Raw genomic sequence first — 17,692 nt, 5'->3', positions numbered from 1 at the left:
AAACAGATACAGTTGTAATCAAAAAAAACCAATACAGATGACGTGATGGCAACTTTTAAGTACCAAAAAATCATAGATGACGTTATTGCACAGATAGAATCGGGCAGTCTTAAACATCGATTGCCTTCGGTACGCAAACTAGCGCAGCAGAAACAACTTGGGGTGTCCACGATTGTGCAGGCATACCATGAACTTGAGCGTTTGGGCTGGATTGTAGCTAAGCCCAAGCAAGGCTACTTTGTTAAAGGCAATACGCGATTATCTGAGCCTACAATGGCGCCAAATTACGGTCGCCAGATTAACCGTGTGGTGGCAGGGCTCTCCCTTGATGAAGCTGTGCAATACTCGTTTAATGACCCAGCTATTTTACCTCTGTCATGCACGGCACCCAGTACAGCGCTAGATTGCGAACTGTTGCTCAACAAACTGCATAAGCAGGCTATTAAGCGGCGTCCGTATAAGCTGTGGATGCAAGATCCGATTGAGGGGATTGCTGAGTTACGTCATGCCATTTGTATGCACCTGCAATCCAGTGGGCAACACTTTACCGCTGACAACGTACTGATCACCAATGGCCGTCAAGAAGGGTTAATGGTGGCATTGCATGCTGCCTTGGCATTAAAGGCGCCAATTGCGGTCGAATCACCTATGTCGTTTTACTTTCAAGCGACGTTGAAACAGTTTAATGCCGATGTGATTGAAGTGCCGATGCAGCATAACTTTGATGATGAGTTAGCCCTGTTAACCGCGACCTATCAGCGGGAACCTTTTTCGACCTACTTGGTGAATCCTAATTTTGCTGATCCTACTGGCCGAGTACTCAGTGAACAGCAAAAACTCCAACTGATTGACTGGGCGGTAGCCCATGAAGTTACCTTGATTGAATATGATCGAGGGGAGCTGTATTTTGGCCATCAACGCCCGAAAACCTTGGCGTGTTTAGTCCCTGCTGATTCACCTTGCAAGCTTATCAGTATCGCTGACTTTTACGATACCGTTTCACCGACCATTAGCTTAGGTTATCTACTTTGCGTCAACACCGTGGAGGCGTGTCAGTTTACCAAGCAAGTATTGGCAGAAGAGCCGAGTATTGCTTTGCAATTTATGTTGTTACAGATGTTAGAGTCAGGGCAGTATCGCAAGCATCTCGTTCAGCTGCGGCAGCAGATCCGCTTCAACTACGCGCAGACGATTAGCAGGCTCCAAGGGGCGTTGGCTGGAATAACTGGTAGCGACTTATATGTGAGTCAACCAGAGGGCGGGCCTTGTTTATGGTTTAAACTTCCCGATGGTCGAGACAGTAGGCAATTGTGGCAATACCTTATTGAGCATAAGCTGGCGATCGCTCCCGGACGGATGTTTTCTTTGTCAGCAAACTATGATGATTATTTTCGTATTACTTACGCCTTGCCATGGGATGACAACATGCAACAAGGCGTTGCTCAATTTGCACAGCTACTGGTGACGTTTCTTAATTCGCCCTAGTAAATATTACCGCACACCGCTTATAGGCTTAGCCAAAAACGCTGTTTGCGAAATAAGTAGTGGTTATCTAGGTCATTAGAAAAAGCAACAGTATGCGCTTTGCCGGTGATTTCATGGCGTGGGACAAAGCCGATGACGCGGGAATCGGCACTGGCATCACGGTTATCACCGAGTACCAGATAGTGGTTATCGGGTACGGTGACGGTATTGAAGTTGGCCAGTTTTGATGCGCGGTGATGCAGGCGAACTTGCCGACTGCTGTTAAGCGTTTGCTCAATCGCATCAGCATAAATCACATTGCTAAGCTGCGATTGGTAGTGGGCAGCGTTCCCATTGATGAAAAGCTGGTTCTCGTGCATGGCTACCGTGTCACCGGGCAGGCCGATGACTCTTTTTACCAGACGTTCATCGGCAACATCGGATTCAAAAGTAATAATGTCTCCATGTGCAGGATCGGCGATGTGAAGCATTGATATCTGGGTAAACGGTAGGCGTAAATCATAAGCCATTTTGTTCACAACCAGTCGGTCGCCGGCCAATATGGTCGGTTTCATTGAACCACTCGGCACGTGGTTCCAGTCAGCAACAGCACTCCTAAACACACACATTAGCAGGATAAAAGTGAGCAGCCCTTGGTTTTGTTTTAACACATGTTTGATTCGATTGAGCATCAGTTTTCCTTAGGCTCAGTTAAGAGCATTTTCCTTTTGGTTGGTAACAACACGCCCTAGCAAGTTGTATGACGTTATTGACCTAATTATGCTGATTTAGTTTCCGCTTTTTGGGTCGCGAAAAGTAAGTAAATGTGTTTTTGGCAGTAGAAACTGCTGCTATAGTGCGCTGCCTAAAAGACGAAGATATCAAGATTTTCATTAAACTGGAGTAAAAATGAAGTACCAGTGGATATTATTTGATGCCGATGAAACCCTGTTTCATTTCGATGCCTATCAAGGCCTTAAGTTGATGTTCTCGCGTTTCAATATCGACTTTACTGCTGCAGATTTTGCCCATTATCAGCAAGTTAATTTACCGCTGTGGGTCGACTATCAAAATGGGGTAATCTCTGCCAAGCAGTTGCAACATACTCGTTTTAAAGGCTGGGCTGAGAAGTTGCAAGTGACTACCCAAGCATTAAATAGTGCTTTCCTACAGGCGATGGCAGATATTTGTACATTATTGCCAGGTGCTCGCGAACTCATTGATGCGCTTGCCGATAAAGTGAGTATGGGGATTATTACTAATGGCTTTACTGAACTTCAAACCATTCGTTTAGATCGTACCGGATTATTGGGCGCTTTTTCTCCGGTTGTTATTAGCGAAGAGGTTGGGGTAGCAAAACCGGATGTGGCGATTTTCAACCATGCTCTGGAGTTAATGGGCAACCCAGCACCACAACACGTATTGATGGTCGGGGACAATCCTGAGTCTGATGTGCGAGGGGGATTGAATGCGGGCTTTGATACCTGTTGGCTGAATCATCGCAATGAGCCGACGCCTGCAGGAATAACGCCGCACTACGAGGTTAAATCACTGGCTCAACTTCAGCAGCAGTTAGTCGGTGATAAATAGTTTTTCTTGACATAATATGTCTTGATGGTAGTTTGACATATTATGTCTTGCAGGGATGACTATTATCATGTGGAACGAACTTATCAATTTAACCCAACACGGCTTATTGTTTTTGCAGTTGCAATTTGGACTTTCTGATGCCTTAGCCATAGTGGTATTTGTCAGTTTGATTCGCTTAATCTTGTTACCCGTTTCGCTTAAAGCGACCTACCAGCAGTATGTTCAGCGTGCAAAGCTTGCTCGCTTATCACCGCAATTAGCGACAATTAAATCTCAAGGTACGGCGGTTGAGCAGATGCAAGCCTTGGCTGAGCTTCGAAAAGCCAACGGTATCAACCTAGTTACTCCCGCCCAACTGATGAATGGACTGGGGCAGTCAGGTATTGGAATCACACTATTTGCCAGCCTTAAGCAGTGGAGCGTCAATTCGACGTTTTACTGGATAGAGAATATTGCCAAGCCTGACTACCTGCTTGCTTTGTGTGTCAGTCTACTGACTTTCATGACAATGATGCTGACACCCGGTGAGGTGCACTGGTATATGGCGATGATTCCCGCGCTGGTGGCTATCGTTGCGTTGATGAGTTTTCCCGCTACCATCGCGATCAGCTATGGAGTGAGTGCCTTTTGGACAATGCTGCAGTCGGCAATTTGTCAGTGGTATCTGCGTCATCAAAAAGTTGAAAATATGAGCTAGTTGCGGGTTATCTCTGCAGTTAATCGACATTTTTGTGTTAAATGTTGTTTTCTTGCGCAGTTGTCAAAAACAGGGGTTTACATTTATCTGCAGCTTCCTTATTATCAGCGGCCTTGGAGAGATGGCAGAGTGGTCGAATGCACCGGTCTTGAAAACCGGCACGGGTTTATAGCCCGTCTAGGGTTCAAATCCCTATCTCTCCGCCATATTAAGAAAAACCCGTTATCGAGAGATGACGGGTTTTTTGCTTTTAATCTGCAATGAACCCAGGGTTCCTTTTGTTAAAGTCAGCTATCTCTGCGCCATATTAAGGGAAACCCGTTATCGAGAGATGACGGGTTTTTTGCTTTTAATCTGCAATGAACCCAGGGTTCCTTTTGTTAAAGTCAGCTATCTCTGCGCCATATTAAGGGAAACCCGTTATCGAGAGATGACGGGTTTTTTGCTTTTTAGCTGCAATGAACCCAGGGTTCCTATTGTTAAAGTCAGCTATCTCTGCGTCATTTTAAGAAAAAGGCTACTCGAAAGAGTGGCCTTTTTTCGTTTTAAAGCATTGAACCCTCGGGTTGCTGTTGTTTAAAGTCAGCTATCTCTGCGCCATATTAAGAGAAACCCGTTATCGAGAGATGACGGTTTTTTTGCTTTTTAGCTGCAATGAACCTAGGGGTTTTATTGTTAAAGTCAGCTATCTCAGTGCCGTATTAAGAAAGCCCGCTAATCTTTAGCGGGCTTTGTTATCAGGTGCTTAGTGCTTAAGCCTGCAGCCTTTAATGGCCTATGGCTTGTGTATCTTTGCTTTAAGCAGGCGTGTTTTCATCAAGCACTCTTATTAACTTCGCAGGTGTGCCGCCGTAGAGGCAACCGGCGGGGACATCGCTATTGACCACTGAGCCCGCAGCAATGACGGCGCGTGCTCCAATCGTCACACCTTGGTTAATCACCACATTGCCACCAATCCAAACATCATCTTCAATGGTGATGGGCGCGCAAATGGTTTTCCAGTTGCGACGTGCAAGATAGTTTAAATCGTGGCTAGCACAATATAATTGGGTGTTTGGGCCGATTAACACATTATTCCCAATGGTAATTTTAGCGCCATCGAGCATAGTGACATTCATGTTGATGAAGGTGTTTTCGCCAATGAAGATGGTTTTGCCAAATTCACAATAAAATGGTGAGCGAATGATACTTGAAGTAGCAATGTTCCCCATCAGTTGCTGAAATAGTGCATCACGTTGGCTTTGTTCACTATGCTGGTTAATGGCCAGCAGTAAATCAGAAGCCTGTTGACGGATTTGATTGAGGCAATCCGCTCCGCCATCAAAGTCATCTCCAGCGAGCATTTTTTCGAATTCGGTCATTTGCTGCCTCAGTTTATCTCAATTGCAACATGCCATTAATCATGTCACTAGTGGTGAGCAGTTTACTGTATTGAGCATGGTGCTAACTTAGCGATGGAGCACATTTTTGATATCGGTTTTGCTGAGTCTAGCTACGGCGTTTCCAAAAAGCGGCGATTTTGTCTTCTTCACTGTTGAGGTTCACGATGAAGGTTTTCTCTGCTACGACCTGACCTTTTAGCTCCAGTGTCATACGCCATCGGCCAACTTTATTATGTTCTGGTGCCCAAATAGTATCGCCTAAATAGAATTTCCAATCATTAGACTCAACATAGACCTCACCGTCAAACGGCGGACGTGGTTGGCCATTATCATCAGGAATATCTGGATGATAAATGCAGTACCTTAAGAGTTGATTTTTAGCTTTCTTTATTTGCGCCACAAACCCAAACTCAATATCAATTTCTGCCGGCACATGCATGGTGGCTTTTAACAGCCGAGGTAAGGCGTCGCTGTCCTCCTGCCATTGGGTAAAAATACCCGCTTGAATGACATCGACTTGAGGTTTGAGTTTTGACATGGGGAGTCCTTGTAAATGACAAGCCAGTTTATCATATCGAGCTGGTATTCATCGCCAATTTTGTTAACTGCTTGGCATAATCGATCTTAATAAATGTATTAAATTGCTACAATATTCTATTTCTTGGCGTATTATTGATGAACATTTAAACGAAACTGATTGGGTGTTTATTGCGAGGCATATTGTGTGTGGGCTTGGTTCTGCTTATATGGTCAAACTGGGTAAAGGCGGAGTTTGATCCGGTTTCGGAGTTAAGGGCGCTTCCCCATGGTGAAGCGTTTTTGGCTAATTATCGTTTAGCAGATATTGATCCGGCTAAGGCGAGGGCGCAGCTAGAATCCTGGCAAGCCGCTGGGGTGACCGATAAGGAAACGCTTTATCAAGTGGTGCATTTTCGTACCATGCATAATGTTTATACCGCCCAGTCTGCGCTTGAACTATCGGAGCAACAAGCTGACGAATTGGTGGCGTTAGGTGAGAGCTTGGGCAAACAATGGATACAGGCAGAAGGTTGGCTGTTAAAAGCAATTCTGGCAGCCAAGCGCGGTGATATTGAGCTTGCCTGGCAAACTACCGAGCAGGTGATTGTCGCAGCAGAGGCTAAGCAGTTTAATCGACTATTGGCTAGAGCACTAAATGTGCGTGCAATTCTTCATTCGCGTAAGCAACAGTTTAAACGAGCGATTGGCGACTATCAGCGTGCACTGGCTTTGATCAGTGTTTATCCGGGCGATCCCTATATCAGTAAGATTATCTCTAATATGTCGACAATTTATGCGGAATTAGAGAATTGGCAAGAAGCTAGTAAATATAATCAACGTGCGCTTGAATTGTATCGGCAAGAACAGATACCGAATCATGGGCAGTTATCCATTTTATACACCAACAGTGCGCTTTATGCGGGTAAGCTTGGTGACTTTGATAAAGAGATAAAACACATACGCTTAGCTTCCGTGGAAGCGGAGTTATCCGGTGATCCATTACGATTACTCGATAGTATGAGTAATGAAGTGGAGTTATTGGTGCGTCAGTCACAGTATCAAGCTGCGGTAACGCTGGCTCAGCAATGTATTGCGTTAGCCAAGCAGCACCAATATACCTTTAATCTGGGTGGCTGCAGTATGAGCTTGGGGCAAGCCTTTTTAGCATTGGGGCAATATCAGCAAGCGGAGCAGTTTGCTGCAGATGCGATTGCGGCATATGGAGATGGTCAAGCTAAGCTCTATCAAGTGAAGGTGTCGCGCTTATTGTCGGATATTCATCTTGCACAAGGCCGCTATCCAGAGGCGATAGCAGCGTTAACCTATTATTTCGAAGAGACCCAGAAAATCCTAGTGGATGAGCGCCAGCAGAAAGTGGTCGAATTACAAGCGCAGTTTGATCAAAAAGTGAAAGAGGACAAAATTGCTTTATTGGCGGCAGAAAATGCCTTACAAGCAGCGAAACTAGAACGTAAAGCCTTGAGAGAGTGGTTTTCATTGACCATTTCGGTCATTTTAATTTCCACGGTGATTTATCTAATTCGACGTTATAACAGTTCTATAAAACGCAATCGTAGCTTACGTGAGAGCAACCAAGCTTTATACGAGCACTCTTATCGTGATCCATTAACTGAGCTCTATAATCGCCGTTATTTTTATGATCACCTCGCCTCAAGGCTTAACGAGTCCAATCGTGAGCATTACAGTTTAATTATGTTAGATCTTGACCACTTTAAGGCCATTAATGATACCTATGGTCATGATAGTGGTGATGGCGTGTTGCAAATAGCTGCAGAGCGTTTTAGTGGCTGTATTCGGGAGCAAGATTTCATTGTGCGATGGGGCGGTGAGGAGTTCTTACTGATGCTAGCTGTTGATGACATGGAGCCGTTAGTTGAGGTACTTAAGCGCCTTAATCAAGTGATTGCAGATGAAACATTTATGGTATTGGAGCGTCAACTAAACGTAAGTGTGTCCATTGGTGCGACACCGCCAATGGCAACTCAAAGCATGATAGCTAACTGGCAACAGATGCAATCGCAAGCCGATCAGGCCTTATATCAAGCTAAGCAGCAAGGGCGCAATCGGTTCGCGATTTTTAATCCAGATGCTTAGCCGTGATATTTAACCGCCATATCAATCAGCGGTTCACGACTGCCATTTTCAGCACGTAAGCGAGCGAGATAATTTTCCCAGCACTCAACCTGATTAATCGACAAATCGTGAAGTACTGCCCACGAGAATAGGCCACTATCATGGCCATCGCTAAAGACAATTTTGACAGCATAGTTACCCACAGGGGTAATCGCATCAATATTGACGTTTTTCTTATGGGTGACTAAAACAGGGTTACCGTGGCCATGTACTTCGGCTGAAGGAGAGTAAACTCTAAGCAGTTCACAACTTAATGAATAGGTTTTACCGTCGTTAAAGGTCACTTCCAGTAAACGCGATTTGCGCTTGAGCTTTAATCCGGTGACGATTGGGGCATCATGGGTTGTCATAGTGTGTTGACCAAATACAAACGTTAGGGAAAGGTATAACAAACAAGGCAAGGTCAGTAAACCTTGCCTTGTTATTTGCCACTTAGAGTATGAAGCGGCTCAAGTCTTCGTCTTGAACTAGATTATCAAGGTGTGCGTTGACATAGTCGGCATCAATAACGGTTGTTGAGCCTGATTTGTCAGAGGCTTCAAATGATAGCTCTTCCATAAGGCGTTCCATTACCGTGTGCAAACGGCGAGCACCAATGTTCTCTGTTCGCTCGTTAACTTGCCATGCAGCTTCTGCCAAGCGGCTGATCCCTGAGTCAGCAAATTCAACGGTAACACCCTCTGTCGCCATTAGTGCCACATATTGCTCTGTTAAAGAAGCGTGAGGCTCAGTTAGGATACGTTTAAAGTCGTCAGCGGATAGTGCTTCTAATTCAACGCGGATAGGTAGACGGCCTTGTAATTCAGGAATTAGATCTGAAGGTTTAGACATCTGGAAAGCACCAGAGGCGATAAACAAGATATGATCGGTTTTAACCATGCCGTGTTTGGTGGTAACAGTACAACCTTCAACTAAAGGTAAAAGATCGCGCTGTACGCCTTCACGAGATACATCAGGGCCTGATGCTTCACCGCGCTTACAAATTTTATCAATTTCATCTAAGAAAACGATGCCATGTTGCTCAACCAATTCAATGGCTTGTTCTTTCAAGTCATCTTGATTTACAAGCTTGGCCGCTTCCTCTTCAATAAGTAGCTTATAGGCTTCTTTGATCGGCATTTTACGGCGCTTGCTGGCACCTGGTCCCATGTTTTGGAACATGCTTTGCAGCTGATTGGTCATCTCTTCCATACCGGGAGGTGACATGATTTCAATGCCCACTTGCGGCGCAGCGATATCGATTTCGATCTCTTTATCGTCTAGCTTGCCTTCACGAAGTTTCTTGCGGAAAATTTGTCGAGTGCCGCTATCATCTTTAGTTTCATTGTCCCAATCTTCTTTAGGCTTAGGCAGCAATGCATCTAAGATACGCTCTTCTGCAGCTTCTTCGGCGCGGAATTTACATTTCACCATCTGCTCTTCGCGGGTCAGTTTAATTGCCGCATCAGTGAGATCGCGAATGATCTGTTCGACTTCCTTACCGACGTAGCCTACTTCAGTAAACTTAGTCGCTTCGACTTTAATGAATGGCGCTTTTGCTAGCTTAGCTAAGCGGCGGGCAATTTCGGTTTTACCTACACCGGTCGGGCCAATCATGAGAATATTTTTTGGCGTGACTTCTTGGCGCAGGTCTTCATTTAACTGCATACGACGCCAGCGGTTACGCAGTGCAATGGCGACAGAGCGCTTGGCATTTTGTTGGCCGATAATATGACTATCTAGCTCGTGAACAATTTCACGGGGTGTCATTTCAGACATAGGAATTCCTTATTGGCTGCAGTAAAGCTGCAGTCACTATCAGTAATTTAGTTCTTCAACCGTTTTGAATTGGTTGGTGAATACGCAAATATCACCAGCAATCGTCAACGATTTCTCTGCAATGTCGACCGCGTTAAGCTCGGTGTTTTCTAACAACGCAGTCGCAGCGGCTTGGGCAAAATTGCCACCAGAGCCGATGGCGATAAGATCATTTTCTGGCTGCACTACATCACCATTACCTGTGATGATCAGTGAGCATTCTGTGTCAGCAACTGCAAGTAGCGCTTCTAATTTGCGTAGCATTTTGTCACTACGCCAATCTTTGGCCATTTCTACAGCGGCTTTCATTAAGTGGCCTTGATGCATCTCTAATTTCGCTTCAAAACGCTCAAATAGCGTAAAGGCATCGGCTGTGCCGCCTGCAAATCCGGCAAGCACTTTATTATGATAAAGACGACGCACTTTTCTGGCATTGCCTTTCATGACCGTGTTGCCGAGTGATACTTGGCCATCGCCAGCGATAACGACTTGGTTATTACGGCGTACTGATACGATTGTAGTCACAGATATTTCCTCTTCGCGAACTGATATGTCACTGCATATCAGTGGGTGATACAAGCTATATGGGGGGAGGGGTAACAAAAATCAAGGTCGATTAGATGATCTGTTGCTCTTTCGTGCGCAAAGGCGATGGCCTTATCTTTGAAATGAACTTGTGTAGCTCAACGAGTTAAGTGGTAAAGCGATAGCGATGATGTGATTGGTCATTATTCGGGCGGGAGTTAATAGCGAAAAACGGCATGCAATAAATAGGCTGCAAGATAAGGTTAATCTTGCAGCCAACAAGGTTAACCTTCCCAGAACCAGACTTGGCAACCATTGATGCCGGCGCGTTGCAGGATATGGCGATGCCTTTCTGCCGCACGTTTGCGGTCGTAAGGGCCCATAACGACGCGATACCAAACCCCATTTTTACCGGTTGTGCGGCGCACTTGTGCTTCTAAACCTTGGAAGGCAATCACCGCTTTCATTTCGTTGGCTTGCGATTCAGTTCTGAATGAGCCGCACTGCATCTGATAGGGACGAGTAGGTTCGGTCGCTTCAGGAATATCGACTTCAACCTTTTTATTTTCCAGTTCCTGCTGATAAGTCCATTGCTCCTTAGGCTTAGGAGGTAGGGCATTGGGATCTGTTTTTTTGGTCACGGGCTTAGGGGCGGTCACTTCAGGTGCGACCGTTTCGACGGTTTGTGCACTGTTGTTGATGCTCCACAAGAAGTAACCAAAACCGCCAAGTAAAGCCAAGGTCACCAGCGCGAGCAGCAATGGAAAGCGCTTAGGTGCAGGCGCTTTGCCACGGCCTCGATTCGACTTTGCTTTTCCGCGCCCTTTATTTGCAGGCTTTCTATTAGCATAATCGCGACTTGTCATGTTGGTATTCCTACATGCGCTCTAATGTTTCAATACCTAACAAATCAAGACCCTGCTTCAGGGTTTTGGCAGTCAATTGCGCTAACAGCAGACGGCTTGTTTTCTGCTCTTCGGTATCAGCGGCCAGCACTGGGCATGCTTCATAAAAGCTTGAGAAGGCACCAGCAAGTTCAAATAAGTAACCACATAAGGCATGGGGCTGACCTTTGGAAACCATTCGATTTAGCACTTCGCCAAACTGTGCCAACTTATTACCTAACTCTTTCTCTTTATCATGACTTAGGCTGATGCTGGCTTGGCTAAGATCAATGTCAGCAGCACGTTTGAAAATACCTGCTACACGGGTATAGGCATATAGCAGATAAGGTGCAGTATTACCTTCAAAGCTCAGCATTTGCTCGAAACTAAAGATGTAGTCACTGGCACGATTCTTTGATAAATCGGCGTATTTTACTGAGCTAATACCAACCACTTTGGCAATCTTTTCTAGTTCAGCTTCATTCATATCTGGATTCTTGCTGCGTACCAGTTCTAAAGCACGGGTTTCAGCTTCGCTGAGCAGGTCGACTAATTTGACCACGCCACCAGAGCGGGTCTTGAATGGACGTCCATCTTCGCCGTTCATGGTGCCAAAGCCCATGTGCTCTAGACTCATATCTGGGCTAACAAAGTTTGCTTTGCGGGCAAGGCTAAATACTTGCTGGAAGTGCAACGCCTGACGTAAATCAACAAAATACAGGGCTCGGTCAGCATTGAGCACGTTGGAGCGGTAACGCATAGCGGCCAAATCACTGGTGGCATATAAATAGCCGCCGTCAGCTTTTTGAATAATAACAGGGAGAGGCTCGCCATCTTTATTTTGGAATTCCTCTTGGAATACCACTTTTGCGCCTTCACTCTCAGAAAGTAGTTGCTGAGCGTCAAGGTCATTGACCACGTTTTCTAAATCATCGTTGTAGGCACTCTCTCCGCGCACATCTGCACGGGTCAAACTAACGCCTAAACGCTCATAGACTTCATGGCAATGGCTAAGCGAGATATCATTAAATTCACGCCATAGCTTGTTGCAGTACTCATCACCTGACTGCAACTCAACCACTAATTTACGTGCGCGAGTTGCGAAAGTCTCAGATTCATCAAAACGCACTTTTGCAGCACGGTAGAAGCTCTCTAAATCAGCTAACTCCATTTGCGCTTGCTCGCCATTAGCGGCACGAAGCTCTTCCATGTACGCCAGCAGCATACCAAATTGTGTACCCCAATCACCCACGTGGTTTTGACGAATCACTTTATGGCCTTGGAATTCAAGGGCGCGAACTACACTGTCACCAATGATGGTTGAGCGTAAGTGACCAACATGCATCTCTTTGGCTAAGTTAGGCGATGAGTAATCAACCATGACGGTTTGTTGCTTCGGTAAGCTGACACCTAAATGTGCATCAGCAAGCGCTGCCATTAATTGATTAGCGAGGGCATTTTCATCGATGAAAAAGTTGATGAATCCAGGGCCGGCGATATCGACTTTAGCGACATGGCTTGAGTTGGGTAAATTGTCGATGATTAGCTGCGCAATATCGCGAGGCTTTTTGCCTGCCGCTTTGGTCAGCATCATAGCCAGGTTAGTTGCGAAATCACCGTGGCTTTTATCTTTCGTTCGGTCTACTTGAATTCGCGCAGCAAACTCAGCAGGAACGACTTGCTGTTGTTTTAGAGATTCAAGGGCTTGGGCGAGCAAAGATTCAATATGTGATTTCATTGGCTTTTAATCGACAGTTTTCATGTAAAAAAGATTCAGGGATAACCGCGTATTTTAGCCGTTATCTTGGGTCAATTACCATCATTTGTTGGCAAGTTTATCGCTGTTTTTTGCCTTTCTGCTGATTAACCTGTCAATCAGCAGAGTATAACCACTAGATGTTAGCGCAATGTGACATAATTCGTCACTTGGGCTGGCATTTTTTATGATTAAAAAATACGTCGCGGCTATAAAAGATCCTGTGGGTCTCTATCTAAGCTCCAACGGCAGCGTTTTGCTAAAGGAAGTGCATCAATTTGTGGTAAGGCTTGTTCAAATGCTTGCTGCAATACGGTACGTTCTTTAGTTTGAAACATCAGTTGGCGACGGTACTTACCCGCTTTTCTATCCATGGGCGCTGGCATCGGCCCAATGACTTCACATTGTTGATTTTGTGGTAATAGTGCAGCGACTTGATTGAGGAAAGCATCGGCATCTTCAGCTTGGTGAGCTTCGGCGCGTATGAGCAACATATGCCAAGCTGGAGGTAGTAATGCATGTTGCCGCTCAGTGAGTTGACCACGGGCGAATTCGCCATAACCTTTATGCATCAACTCACGTAAAATAGGGTTATCGCATTGATGAGTTTGCATCAACACTGTACCTGGCTTTCTGGCTCTGCCAGCTCTACCTGCGACTTGGGTGTACAACTGACCAAAGCGCTCTGGGGCACGAAAGTCGGCACTAAAGAGTGCGCCATCAACATCCAGTAAGCCAACCAAAGTTACGTCGGGAAAGTGATGACCTTTTGCTAGCATTTGTGTGCCAACTAAAATCTTATACTCGCCTTTGTGGATGGCGTTTAAATGACTTTCTAGCGAACCTTTGCGGCTTGTTGTATCGCGATCGATTCTTATCACTGGGTATTTAGGGAACAGGCTTTCAAGGGCATTCGCGAGTTGTTCAGTGCCTACGCCTTGCCCCATTAACATGGTGCTGCCACATTGGTGACACTGCTTGGGGATGGCATATTGATTACCACAATGGTGGCAGCGTATTTCGCCTAGGCTTTGGTGTACGGTAAAAAATGCATCACAGCGGTCACATTCATGCAGATGGCCACATTCATGGCAAAGTAATGCCGGAGCAAAACCGCGGCGATTAAGAAATAGCAATACTTGATTGCCTGCATCAAGATGCATGCGCATTTCATTGATAAGGCCATGGGATAGGCCGTGTTTCAATGGTTGATTACGAATATCGATAATGCCTTGGCGCACTTTCTCAGCAGGCCCAGCTCGTTGGCCTAAAGTCAGTTGTTGGTAGCGGCCATTGATGGCATTTTGTAATGTCTCTAGTGACGGTGTTGCGCTGCCCAGTAGCACAGGGATATCTTCTAAATGCCCACGCATAACGGCGAGATCTCTGGCGTGGTAACCGACCCCTTCTTGCTGTTTAAAGCTGGCGTCGTGTTCTTCATCAAGAATGATCATTCCCGGAAAACGCATCGGGGTAAATAGTGCAGAGCGGGTGCCGATAATAATCGCGGCTTGGCCTGTTTTAGCTTGTCGCCATGCTTCGAGTCGCTGATTATCGGTAAGGCCCGAGTGAATCACTGCCACGTCAACATTAAAGCGGCGCCTAAAGCGACTGATAGTTTGTGGTGTTAAACCTATCTCAGGTACTAAGATAAGTGCTTGTTTGCCTTGTTTTAAAATGGTTTCTAGTAAGGCTAAGTAGACTTCTGTTTTTCCCGAGCCCGTGACACCTTCTAATAAGCTTGTTCGATAACCTTGTTGCTGATTGAGGGTTGCGACCGCAATGGCTTGCTCGGCGTTAAGTTGATGGGGCTCTTCATCTAGACGCAAGTTGTCGCGCCAACTTAAATCAAGTTTGTTGGCGCGCTCTTCTAGTGCGATATAACCTTTGTCCATTAAAGCTTTTATTGCTGCTTTACTGAGTTCAAGTTGATTTGCTTCGTCTGCACTTAGGGTTTTCTGTTGTAATTGCGCTAGCACCTGACGCTGAGCCGGTGCCCGCTTAAGCGTGGTTAAGTCAACCTCATGACCATCGGGGGTAGCCCGATAGAACTTTTGCGTAGGAGTAGTTACGGCTGCGCCCTTTCGCAGTGCAACGGGGAGGGCCTGAGATAACATTTGCCCTAAGCTACAAAAGTAATACCTTGCAGCCCAAGAAGTTAGTTTATAAAGTGATTGTGGTAGAAGTGGTTCGTCATCGAGGAACTCGCTGACGAATTTCATTTTATTTTCGGCAAGGTCGCATTGATCAGTTTGAGCGATGACCAACCCGATTAACTGCTGGCGGCCAAAAGGCACTTTCACCCTGCTCCCTTGTATTGCTCGGTGCGCATCGTCGGGGTTAATTTTATAGCTAAAGGATTGTCGCATTGGAACCGGCAGTGCGACCTCTACAAACAAAGGCATAAACGTCTAAGCATATTTAGATAATGAAACCAGTGTAACGACACTGATTATTTTGGGCTACTGATATCTACATATTTGACGGTTGAAATCGGCTGTCTTTAAGGCCCAACTCGTCGAGACTAGCGATGTTTTGCAGGTATTTAGGGAAGATATAAGGGAAACAATGAATAGCGCAAATCAATTTAAAAGGGTGCTCAGTAGTTTAATATTTGGGGTGATGTTGGTGATGATTGTGCAGCCACATGCCTTGGCGAAAGTTAGCCATGTGAGTATTAATCAGCAAAGCTTTATATTGGGTGGTTACCCTAATTTGCGAGTGAATATAGTCTCGCAACATGACAGCATAGATAAGCTGCAATTTATTGCTGTACAAGCGTCCGGCCAGGAGCGGTTAATGATACAACCCATTAATAACTTCATGCTGCAATTGACCGGGGTAGAGGATATTAATGACCCTAACGCATTGTTGTTGGTTAAAGAGTATCGGGTTAACAAGTGGCGGGAAGTGAAGCGCATTGCGCTTTTTAATGGTGACATGAAAATACCCACAGAATTAACCGATGAAATGCCAACACCACAGTTGCAGCAACTAAGCTCGAAACTAAGCCAGCAACCAAGTCAACAACCAAGTCAGCAACAAAGCCAGCAAGCCATTTCAAAACCTCAACAAGATATCGTGGCGACTCAGGTGGCAAGGGTAGCCAAACTTGAGGCAAGTGAGGCTGCAGATCATCAATGTCAGCTACAAACAGAGCCAACCCAAACGCTTTGGCGGATAGGTAGTCATTATGCGAAACAGTGGCAAATGAGTCCCTATGGCGCCATTTTGGCAATTTATACGGCTAACCCAAAAGCATTTAATAAAGGCAACATAAATAGTTTACGGGCTGACATTGGTTTACTCTGTCCAACCGATGAGGTGAAACAGGCCTATAGTGATGCCAAAGCGGCAAAGCTGCAGTTTGAGCAGTTAAGCCAAGGCTGAGTAAGCTTGATGTGATCGCAAATATTCCTTTGCTGGCGATCTTGTATTGGCTGGTGCAAGGTGCTTGTATCTTATTTGCGGTTGCTGTATTATCCGCCGCCTAATTATTTATTAACTGCATGTGGTGCCTGACTTCGGGTTAGGAGAGCGACATGGCCTTAAACTGAGGTAATCCAAATGAAACCAGGTATTCACCCTGAATATGCAGAAATCACTGCAACTTGTACTTGTGGTAACGTAATCAAAGTAAACTCAACTGCAGGTAAGCCACTGCACTTGGACGTATGTGGTGCATGTCACCCATTCTACACTGGTACCCAAAAAGTTATGGATACTGGCGGACGTATCGACAAGTTCAACAAGCGTTTCGGTATGCTTGGCAAGAAGTAAATATTACTTCTGTAAAGATAAAGAAAAGGCGCCTAACAGGCGCCTTTTTTATTGCCTCTTTTTCTAGGCTATTGAAGATAGGTCGGTATTATACTAATCGGCATAAGAAAGTGATCTACTCATAGCTATTTTAGGCAAACTAGTTCGAGACGAATAACTTAAGTAATAGTGGTTCTATTGGGAAGTTATTCAACGAAGAAGTAATTAGTCGTTTTTTGGTCAATAATGTGGGAGGCTAAGTAACTATGCTGCACTTGAGCCGCACTTGGGACACAGAATGCTTAGATCATTGCTCGCCAGTACTTTACTCTATTTGCCTTTCACTGCATTGGCGCAGAGTCTATGCGTGCCCACGCAATATGATGAAACAGTGACATTAGATTATGTTGTCGATGGCGACACACTAGTGCTGAGTGACGGCCGCAGTGTGCGCCTCATTGGTGTCGATTCACCTGAGATTGATCGAGAATACCCCGAATTATCTGAACCCTACGCCAATCGCGCGCGCTCTTTTATGCAATCTTTAGTGAAACAGGGCCAAACCTTACAGCTGGCTTTCGACCGTAAGAAGCTGGATCCCTATGGCAGAACCTTAGCTTATGTCTACACTCAAGAAGGGCAACATTTGCAAGAAGCCTTACTTAAGCAAGGCTTCGCTAAAGCGAGGGTGTATCAGAATGACTATTTTTGGCAATGTTTGAATGGCGTAGAGGCGCATGCAAGGGATGCTCAGTGGGGGTTGTGGAGTCATCCAAGTTATCAAGCGAAGCAAGTGAGTCAACTTAACCGCGATGATCGTAATCAATGGCGGGAAATTACTGGTACAGTGACCGGGTTTGAAAGAAAAGGTCAACATTTGTGGCTAATTATTGATGAAAAATTTTATGTAGGCATACCTAGAGAAGATTTTCGTAAGTTTAGCAACATTTTGAACCTAAATCTGCTTGAAAGTGCCGTAATTGTCCGTGGTCAGTTGTATTATTCCTACAAAAAATGGCAGTTAATTAGCTATCATCCTTCACAGATAAGTTTATTAAATAAGCCTTAGAACGATTTACTTCATAATAAACTGAAATTTTCTAATATTTTGTTTAAAAAGTGTGTTGATTCGAGTACATTAGCAGCCTCAGTCTCGCTAACTAAG

Annotated in this window: 16 protein-coding genes and 1 tRNA gene; 8 read left to right on the top strand and 9 right to left on the bottom strand. The window is 45.3% G+C overall.

The window, feature by feature from the left end; all coding sequences use genetic code 11:
- Positions 1-45: 45 nt before the first annotated feature.
- On the top strand, positions 46-1,485 hold the full coding sequence (locus tag ACHUFW_RS13530) for an aminotransferase-like domain-containing protein (RefSeq protein ID WP_394203860.1): 1,440 nt from the start codon (positions 46-48) through the stop codon (positions 1,483-1,485).
- A 20-nt stretch (positions 1,486-1,505) separates the two neighbouring features.
- On the opposite strand, the gene lepB is transcribed toward ACHUFW_RS13530, so the two are convergent.
- Complete coding sequence (lepB, locus tag ACHUFW_RS13525) at positions 1,506-2,156, bottom strand: signal peptidase I (protein WP_394203858.1); 651 nt, start codon at positions 2,154-2,156, stop codon at positions 1,506-1,508.
- Positions 2,157-2,373: 217 nt separating this feature from the next.
- Here lepB and yjjG point away from each other — a divergent pair, with 217 nt between their 5' ends.
- The 3 genes from yjjG (at position 2,374) to ACHUFW_RS13510 (ending at position 3,957) form a co-directional block, all read left to right on the top strand.
- Positions 2,374-3,054, top strand: coding sequence for a pyrimidine 5'-nucleotidase (gene yjjG / locus ACHUFW_RS13520; protein ID WP_394203856.1), 681 nt, complete (start codon positions 2,374-2,376; stop codon positions 3,052-3,054).
- Positions 3,055-3,121: 67 nt separating this feature from the next.
- On the top strand, positions 3,122-3,751 hold the full coding sequence (locus ACHUFW_RS13515; protein WP_394203854.1) for a YidC/Oxa1 family membrane protein insertase: 630 nt from the start codon (positions 3,122-3,124) through the stop codon (positions 3,749-3,751).
- A 115-nt stretch (positions 3,752-3,866) separates the two neighbouring features.
- Positions 3,867-3,957 (top strand) — tRNA-Ser (locus tag ACHUFW_RS13510).
- A 591-nt stretch (positions 3,958-4,548) separates the two neighbouring features.
- Here ACHUFW_RS13510 and ACHUFW_RS13505 read toward each other — a convergent pair.
- A complete protein-coding gene (locus ACHUFW_RS13505) occupies positions 4,549-5,112 on the bottom strand; it encodes a sugar O-acetyltransferase (protein WP_394203852.1) in 564 nt (187 codons plus the stop codon).
- 127 nt (positions 5,113-5,239) lie between these two features.
- A complete protein-coding gene (locus tag ACHUFW_RS13500; RefSeq protein WP_394203850.1) occupies positions 5,240-5,671 on the bottom strand; it encodes a DUF3859 domain-containing protein in 432 nt (143 codons plus the stop codon).
- 188 nt (positions 5,672-5,859) lie between these two features.
- Here ACHUFW_RS13500 and ACHUFW_RS13495 point away from each other — a divergent pair, with 188 nt between their 5' ends.
- Positions 5,860-7,767 carry a tetratricopeptide repeat-containing diguanylate cyclase gene (locus tag ACHUFW_RS13495; RefSeq protein WP_394203848.1) on the top strand — a complete coding sequence of 636 codons (1,908 nt, stop codon included), beginning with the start codon at positions 5,860-5,862 and terminating at the stop codon, positions 7,765-7,767.
- On the opposite strand, the gene ACHUFW_RS13490 is transcribed toward ACHUFW_RS13495, so the two are convergent.
- The 6 genes from ACHUFW_RS13490 to priA all read right to left on the bottom strand — a co-directional run bounded on the left by ACHUFW_RS13490 (position 7,764) and on the right by priA (position 15,173).
- Positions 7,764-8,156 carry a gamma-butyrobetaine hydroxylase family protein gene (locus tag ACHUFW_RS13490; RefSeq protein WP_394203846.1) on the bottom strand — a complete coding sequence of 131 codons (393 nt, stop codon included), beginning with the start codon at positions 8,154-8,156 and terminating at the stop codon, positions 7,764-7,766. The two genes, ACHUFW_RS13495 and ACHUFW_RS13490, sit on opposite strands and share 4 nt — an antisense overlap.
- Positions 8,157-8,238: 82 nt before the next feature.
- Entirely contained in the window at positions 8,239-9,564 is a 1,326-nt protein-coding gene (gene hslU / locus ACHUFW_RS13485; protein ID WP_394203844.1) for an HslU--HslV peptidase ATPase subunit, read from the bottom strand.
- Positions 9,565-9,603: 39 nt separating this feature from the next.
- A complete protein-coding gene (gene hslV, locus ACHUFW_RS13480) occupies positions 9,604-10,128 on the bottom strand; it encodes an ATP-dependent protease subunit HslV (protein WP_394203842.1) in 525 nt (174 codons plus the stop codon).
- A 284-nt stretch (positions 10,129-10,412) separates the two neighbouring features.
- Positions 10,413-10,994: an SPOR domain-containing protein gene (locus ACHUFW_RS13475; RefSeq protein ID WP_394203840.1), complete on the bottom strand. Its 582-nt coding sequence runs from the start codon at positions 10,992-10,994 to the stop codon at positions 10,413-10,415.
- 10 nt (positions 10,995-11,004) lie between these two features.
- Positions 11,005-12,750 carry an arginine--tRNA ligase gene (gene argS, locus ACHUFW_RS13470; RefSeq protein ID WP_394203838.1) on the bottom strand — a complete coding sequence of 582 codons (1,746 nt, stop codon included), beginning with the start codon at positions 12,748-12,750 and terminating at the stop codon, positions 11,005-11,007.
- Between the two features lie 227 nt (positions 12,751-12,977).
- On the bottom strand, positions 12,978-15,173 hold the full coding sequence (gene priA, locus ACHUFW_RS13465; RefSeq protein ID WP_394203836.1) for a primosomal protein N': 2,196 nt from the start codon (positions 15,171-15,173) through the stop codon (positions 12,978-12,980).
- A gap of 163 nt (positions 15,174-15,336) precedes the next feature.
- Here priA and ACHUFW_RS13460 point away from each other — a divergent pair, with 163 nt between their 5' ends.
- The 3 genes from ACHUFW_RS13460 (at position 15,337) to ACHUFW_RS13450 (ending at position 17,596) form a co-directional block, all read left to right on the top strand.
- On the top strand, positions 15,337-16,158 hold the full coding sequence (locus tag ACHUFW_RS13460) for a FimV/HubP family polar landmark protein (protein WP_394203834.1): 822 nt from the start codon (positions 15,337-15,339) through the stop codon (positions 16,156-16,158).
- 177 nt (positions 16,159-16,335) lie between these two features.
- Complete coding sequence (gene rpmE, locus ACHUFW_RS13455; RefSeq protein WP_011864187.1) at positions 16,336-16,548, top strand: 50S ribosomal protein L31; 213 nt, start codon at positions 16,336-16,338, stop codon at positions 16,546-16,548.
- A 277-nt stretch (positions 16,549-16,825) separates the two neighbouring features.
- A complete protein-coding gene (locus tag ACHUFW_RS13450; RefSeq protein WP_394203832.1) occupies positions 16,826-17,596 on the top strand; it encodes a thermonuclease family protein in 771 nt (256 codons plus the stop codon).
- Positions 17,597-17,692: the final 96 nt, after the last annotated feature.

Origin of the sequence: Shewanella waksmanii, assembly GCF_043643685.1 — a bacterium.
Classification (GTDB): Bacteria; Pseudomonadota; Gammaproteobacteria; order Enterobacterales; family Shewanellaceae; genus Shewanella; species Shewanella waksmanii_A.
This window is presented reverse-complemented; position numbering and strand designations above follow the sequence as displayed.

Bases quoted from the DNA above. Each gene is read 5' to 3' on its own strand.
- ACHUFW_RS13530 (WP_394203860.1), top strand. From the start codon at position 46: ATGGCAACTTTTAAGTACCAAAAAATCATAGATGACGTTATTGCACAG.
- yjjG (WP_394203856.1), top strand. From the start codon at position 2,374: ATGAAGTACCAGTGGATATTATTTGATGCCGATGAAACCCTGTTTCAT.
- ACHUFW_RS13505 (WP_394203852.1), bottom strand. From the start codon at position 5,112: ATGACCGAATTCGAAAAAATGCTCGCTGGAGATGACTTTGATGGCGGA.
- ACHUFW_RS13490 (WP_394203846.1), bottom strand. From the start codon at position 8,156: ATGACAACCCATGATGCCCCAATCGTCACCGGATTAAAGCTCAAGCGC.
- ACHUFW_RS13500 (WP_394203850.1), bottom strand. From the start codon at position 5,671: ATGTCAAAACTCAAACCTCAAGTCGATGTCATTCAAGCGGGTATTTTT.
- lepB (WP_394203858.1), bottom strand. From the start codon at position 2,156: ATGCTCAATCGAATCAAACATGTGTTAAAACAAAACCAAGGGCTGCTC.
- ACHUFW_RS13460 (WP_394203834.1), top strand. From the start codon at position 15,337: ATGAATAGCGCAAATCAATTTAAAAGGGTGCTCAGTAGTTTAATATTT.
- priA (WP_394203836.1), bottom strand. From the start codon at position 15,173: ATGCCTTTGTTTGTAGAGGTCGCACTGCCGGTTCCAATGCGACAATCC.
- ACHUFW_RS13450 (WP_394203832.1), top strand. From the start codon at position 16,826: ATGCTTAGATCATTGCTCGCCAGTACTTTACTCTATTTGCCTTTCACT.
- rpmE (WP_011864187.1), top strand. From the start codon at position 16,336: ATGAAACCAGGTATTCACCCTGAATATGCAGAAATCACTGCAACTTGT.
- argS (WP_394203838.1), bottom strand. From the start codon at position 12,750: ATGAAATCACATATTGAATCTTTGCTCGCCCAAGCCCTTGAATCTCTA.
- ACHUFW_RS13515 (WP_394203854.1), top strand. From the start codon at position 3,122: ATGTGGAACGAACTTATCAATTTAACCCAACACGGCTTATTGTTTTTG.
- hslU (WP_394203844.1), bottom strand. From the start codon at position 9,564: ATGTCTGAAATGACACCCCGTGAAATTGTTCACGAGCTAGATAGTCAT.
- ACHUFW_RS13475 (WP_394203840.1), bottom strand. From the start codon at position 10,994: ATGACAAGTCGCGATTATGCTAATAGAAAGCCTGCAAATAAAGGGCGC.